This is a genomic window from Thiocystis violacea, assembly GCF_016583565.1.
Classification (GTDB): domain Bacteria; phylum Pseudomonadota; class Gammaproteobacteria; order Chromatiales; family Chromatiaceae; genus Thiorhodococcus; species Thiorhodococcus violaceus_A.
Genome location: NZ_NRRF01000135.1, coordinates 1 through 5,375, shown reverse-complemented (window position 1 = coordinate 5,375; position 5,375 = coordinate 1). Strand labels below are relative to the sequence as shown.

Genomic DNA, 5,375 nt, shown 5'->3' with positions numbered 1-5,375 from the left:
TGGAACTGGGACGAGGATCGCTGCACCATCCGCACCGGCCACGGACCCGAAAACATCACCCGCCTGCGCCGCTTCGCCATCGGGCTGATCAAGACGAAATCGAAGGATTCCGTGGCGGCAACCATCGGCAAGCTCGCTCGCAGGGTCCGCCGTGTCTTCGACTATCTGGGCATGACGGCAAACTCCGCACCCCGCGTCGCCCAATCAGCGCCCGCCGGTTACCGTGAAACAGCGCACTTGTTGTAGGAGGCTCAACAGGACGCAATATGTTGCCTCTCCTGGCGTCCGTCCAAGCTACCGCCCCGTTTCATGGTCCGGGGTGGCGCTCCGCCATGTGCGTTAGAACGGATTCGCCGTGAGCAGACCCCCGCTATGGGGATTGGGGTCTGGACGACCGTTCCCGCAGCGATCAAGCAGGCTGGAGTTTATGCCCAGCGCCCGAGGCGGCCGTCAATCGGCCCCCGAATGGGGTACACCGCGCACAGAGTCTTGCATGATCGCCGGGGTCGTGCTGGCGTGAATGCGTTTGGATGTGTCCGAAAACCCGCTCGCGACACCGCTCTGCGGTGTCGCCTATGACCCGGCGCTCTGCACCGCGAAGGCCGGACCTTGGCGTGACAAGAGACGTGCGGGGGCGCAGAGCACCAAGAGGCGGACGTGGCACCGCGGAGCGGTGCCACGAGCCGTAGGAGCTTCGCCGCTTCTTAGCGGAAGAGTCTCCAGTAGCGGCCGAGGTCCAGCAGCCAGGTCTCTCCGGACCATTCGTCGACGCCGTCGTTGTCCGTGACGACATAGACCTCACCGGTGCGCGTGACGGCGACGCCTTCCGGCTTGTCCGTGATCCAGCCCTTGGTCGCCTCCAGCGATGGGATGAGATCGACCGCCGACTTCTCCGCCGCCTCGACCCGTCCGTCCGCCAGCGCCCGCGCGCTGACCCGCGTCAGATCCTTGATCTCAGCGAAGTCGCCAGTGCGGTTGTCCCGCTCGATCACCAGGAAGGCGCCGTCCGGTGCCGCCGTGATCTCGGACAGACCGACCCAGCTCGCCTGCTCCGGCACCTCGGCCAGCTCCCAAGAGATATGGTCCCAGGTCTGCTCGGCCGGATCATAGGTCCAGACTCGCGTCTGACGCGACTCTCCGTTGGCGTCGAGACCGCCCGCGTCGTCGTCCAGGTCTTCGCAGTCTGCGGTGGTGTAGTCCCAGCCGCGCTGCTGGGCGACGAGCAGCCGATAGCCCTTGCGGACGCGCTGGACGGCCAGGCCCTCGAATCCGGAGCCCAGGGTTCCGCGCTTGGTCGACGCCTTGCGGCAGTCCAGGATCTCCTGCGGTAGCCCGATCTCCTGAAGGACTGCCCCCGTGCGCGCATCGACCTGGAGCAGGCGGTTGGGCTTGGAGTCGCTGGCGTTGCCCTCGCTCGCGATCCAGAGACTGCCGTCCGGGGCGATGGCGATGCCTTCGGGGTCATAGCCCCCAGTGCCACCGCTGAGGGTCATGGCCCCGATGATGACGGCGGGCTGCTTGGAGACATCGATGCTGAGCACGCGGCTCTCGCTGAAGAAGCCATCCCAGACCGCAAAGAGCCGGTGCTCGCGGTGAGGATCGGCGACCATCCCGGACAGGGCCGACCAGGGGATGGGCGAGCCGTGCCGATCCGCCGACAGAATCTGCGGATAGTCCGGCCGGCCGCGCTGGAGCTGGTAGATCATGAGGCTGGAGCGCACGCCGTACTCCGGGTCGTCCTCTTCACCGGCGGCGATCAGCAGACCGCGCGAGGGGATGGCCAGCAGTCCCTCGGGACCCAAGGGCGCCGCCAGGAGCTGGGAGAAGCGCGGGCGCATGCCCTGCATCTGATAGACGGCGACGAAACTGCCGCGCTCGGAGCCGACGAAGAGATAGTCCTCGCGACCGAAGCGGGCGTACTCGATGGCCTCCGGCTCGCTCCCCTTGTTCTCGGACCGCCCCTCTGGATAGTGTCCGTGCTGCACGGCGATTTCTTCGAGCGCCGCGCCACTGTCGAAAACCGGGTTGCCGCTGCGGTCGAACAGCGTGAATCCGCGGCTGCCGCCGAAGAGATCGCCCTCGTTGGCGGTGGCGATGAGCGGCTCGGCCCGCTTGCCACCGCGCATCCAGGTCACGGCGTCCGGCTCGCGCGGGACGTCCGGCAGGCTATCCGTGAGCGAGATGAGATCGTCCTCGACCGCGTCGATGCCGGTCAGGGAGACCGTGCCGGCAGGGAAGTCGTCCAGCACCTGCCGCGTCGCGAGATCGACCACGACCAGATGGTTATTCTCCTGGAGCGAGACTACGGCCTCGTTGGCCTCGTTGATGTCGACGAACTCGGGCTCTGGGTCATCGGGGGCATAGTCGGCCAGACCGCTGAGAGAGACCTGGTGGGTCTGCCAGTCCGCGGGCGGTGCACCCAGGATGTCCACGACCACCAGGAAGCCCGCTGGCAACTGCGGCAAACCGCCTTCCACGTCGTTGACCTCAATGCCCTCGTCCCGCTCATTCTCGATCGCGATGGCGGCGTAGTGGCCATCCGAGCTGATCTTGATGGAATCGGGCTGACCGCCGAGTGGAAGACTGCGCGCGATGCTCGGCGACCCAGGGATCGAGATGTCGACAACCACCAGCTCGCCACTGGTCTGCGTGTAGCTCTGGCTGGTGTTGACGGCAACCAGTGCGAGGTCATTGCCGAGCACGTCGACCGAGGTGGGCTCGCCAGTCAGCGCGACCTCCCCGACATGACGGGGCTTGCGCGGGTCTGTGATGTCGACCAGGCCGATGCGCTTGCCCGGGCTGTCGGTGTAGACCAGCGTCTTGCCGTCCTTGGTCGCCGCGACGATCTCCGACACCGTGGTGTCGCCGAGGCGGCTTGCTCCCAGGCCCAGATAGTTGCCGAGTGTCGCCACCCGTTGAAAACTCTCGCTGTAGTGGCGCGAGCGCAGATCGACCGCGCTCGCGCGTCCCTCACCCCCCGAAAAATGGGCGTAGCTGGCCCCGGTCAGACCGGCGACCGCCACGGCCGTCACCATAAGCCCCTGTGTGCGTTTCTTCATCGTTTTGAGCTCTCCGAGTCGTGGTTGACGCTGCCTGCCTCTGCCGTAACCCACCCCCGATCGCCCCTAGGCTGGATGGACACGAGCTCGGAACGCCCGAGCCCAGCGGCTCGAGGCAGGACAGCGGGGCCGATGCAAGTGCGGACCCAGTCGTAATGAGAGGACAAAAGGATGACGTCTTGATGACGAGCGGAGTCCCATCGCAACCCTGATAGGCTGCCGGCCGCGACCGAGGCCGTTGGCAGATCCAGCCGGGGGCTTATTGGCGCACTCGCCCCAGGGACATTTCATCTGAGAGTAAAAAACCGGGAGTACCCTGCACCCCTGCCGATCCATCGTGGTGCGCTTGCGCTCAGGGACCGGATCGGTCGGGCGGCCCCAGCCCCGCGGGGGTCGAGGCAAACATGGCGTGGAATCAGGCGATGAAAACCAAGGCAGTACTCACACGAGTGGCCGCTGCAGCTTTGCTGACAGCGGCGATCGACGCCCAGGCGAGCCAGTCGAAGTATGTGTTCTTCTTCCTCGGTGACGGCATGGCAAATGCTCAGATCCAGGCGGCCGAGGCGTATCTCACGACCATCAACGGTGGCTCCGCAAAGGTCGCGGCGGATCTACTGAAACCGGAGAATCGGCTGCACCTGACGCGGATGCCCGTGCAGGGCATGCAGACCACCTATGACGCCTACGCGCTCATGACGGACTCCGCCTCTTCGGCAACCGCCTTCGCGAGCGGGATCAAGACCAAGAGCGGTGTGATCAATCGGGACTCAGAGCATCAGACGACTTGCTATAAGAGCGTCGCCGAGCTGGCCCATGACAGCGGCAAGAGAGTCGGCGTCATCACCAGCGTCTCACTCGATCATGCGACGCCCGCCGCGTATTACGCCAGTGTGGTGAGCCGCGGCGAGATGAACAGCATCGCGACCCAGTTGGCCGACTCGGGCTATGAGTTCTTCGGCGGTGGCGGTCTCGTGAAGCCCACGGCACCAAACGATGTTTGGGATCTCCTGGAGGGCAACGGCTATAGGGTCCTGGAGGACCGTGAATCCATACTGGCGCTGAAGGACGACCCGATGGACAAGGTGGTCGCAATCAATCCGGTACGCGACGGCAGCCAAGCCATGCCCTACGCCATCGACAAGCCGGACGACAACCTGTCTCTTGCGGAGATGACGCAAGTCGCGATCGCCAGCCTCGCGGCGGTGCCCAAGACGGAGAAAGACTGCAAGCATGAGCGATGCGGTCGCTCGAAGCCGATCAGAGACCAAGGTTTCTTCCTGATGGTCGAGGGCGGCAAGATCGACTGGGCGTGCCATGCCAACGATGCGGTCGCGGCAATCGGCGACACGCTCGACTTCGATGCAGCGGTGAAGGTTGCAATCGACTTCGCCAAGAAGCATCCGCGCGACACCCTGATCGTGGTGACCGGTGACCACGAGACCGGCGGTATGACGATCGGTCATGCCACCACGGCCTACACCGCCTATTACGATCGGTTGCTCGGGCAGGAGAACAGCTTCGACTACTTCAACGCGGAGGTCTGGGCGAAGTACAAAGCGGACAATGCTTCCGTCTGCTCGAACGGAACAGCCACTGGCGACGTGACCGATGCGTTCAAGGGGCTGATGTCTGATTCGTTCGGTTTGAGCTGGAATGATTTGAACGAGTACCAGAAGGAAAAGATCGTGGCCGCCCACGATCAATCGCTGTGCGGCTCCAATAGCAACAGTCAAGATGAAAATAAGCTGCTCTATGGCAGCTATGAGCCCATCACCGTCACGCTCACTCATATCTTGAACGAGCGTGCGAGCATCGGCTGGACCTCCTACTCGCATACCGGCGTCCCGGTCCCGGTCTATGCACAAGGTCCTGACAGCGATCGGTTCGCCGGTTTCTATGACAATACGGACATTGCCAAGCGCTTGGCGCAGATCATGAGCCTGCGCAAGCTACCAGTCGAGAAGTCCTGTCCCTGATTGAGCCCTCGACTCAGGTCCAGCGCGTGACGGAGCACGGGCGCTCCTGACGCGCTTTGCGGGGCGCCGCCGATGAGGCGGCGCCTCTTGCATTTCCGCACTGTCCAGCGCACGAGATCGAATCGAGCATGTCAAGAACGCGTCGTGAATGGGTCTTCTCGGCGGCGATCGCCGCCGTTTGCCTAGCGCTTCTCTTCGTCGATCTGGCTCCAGACGGACATTCCGCACCCCGTGACAGCACCGATGTCGTATTTTTCAGCGGCATCGATTCAGCAGCACGGGGATGGGTGGATAAAGTGCTCCTCTGGTACCTTGAGCGCGCGTAAGAACGCCTGCTGGG

The 5,375-nt window shown here is 64.2% G+C and carries 4 protein-coding genes; 3 read left to right on the top strand and 1 reads right to left on the bottom strand.

The features are described from left to right. On the top strand, positions 1-246 hold a 246-nt coding region (locus CKO23_RS23700), incomplete at its 5' end, for a hypothetical protein (RefSeq protein ID WP_200335272.1). A 458-nt stretch (positions 247-704) separates the two neighbouring features. Here the strand turns inward: CKO23_RS23700 and CKO23_RS23695 are convergent. After that, positions 705-3,059, bottom strand: a complete 2,355-nt coding sequence (locus CKO23_RS23695; RefSeq protein WP_200335837.1) for an esterase-like activity of phytase family protein — start codon at positions 3,057-3,059, stop codon at positions 705-707. Between the two features lie 422 nt (positions 3,060-3,481). On the opposite strand from CKO23_RS23695, the gene CKO23_RS23690 reads away from it, so the two are divergent. Next, on the top strand, positions 3,482-5,035 hold the full coding sequence (locus CKO23_RS23690) for an alkaline phosphatase (RefSeq protein ID WP_200335836.1): 1,554 nt from the start codon (positions 3,482-3,484) through the stop codon (positions 5,033-5,035). A gap of 128 nt (positions 5,036-5,163) precedes the next feature. Next, on the top strand, positions 5,164-5,361 hold the full coding sequence (locus tag CKO23_RS23685; protein ID WP_200335835.1) for a hypothetical protein: 198 nt from the start codon (positions 5,164-5,166) through the stop codon (positions 5,359-5,361). Positions 5,362-5,375 lie beyond the last annotated feature (14 nt).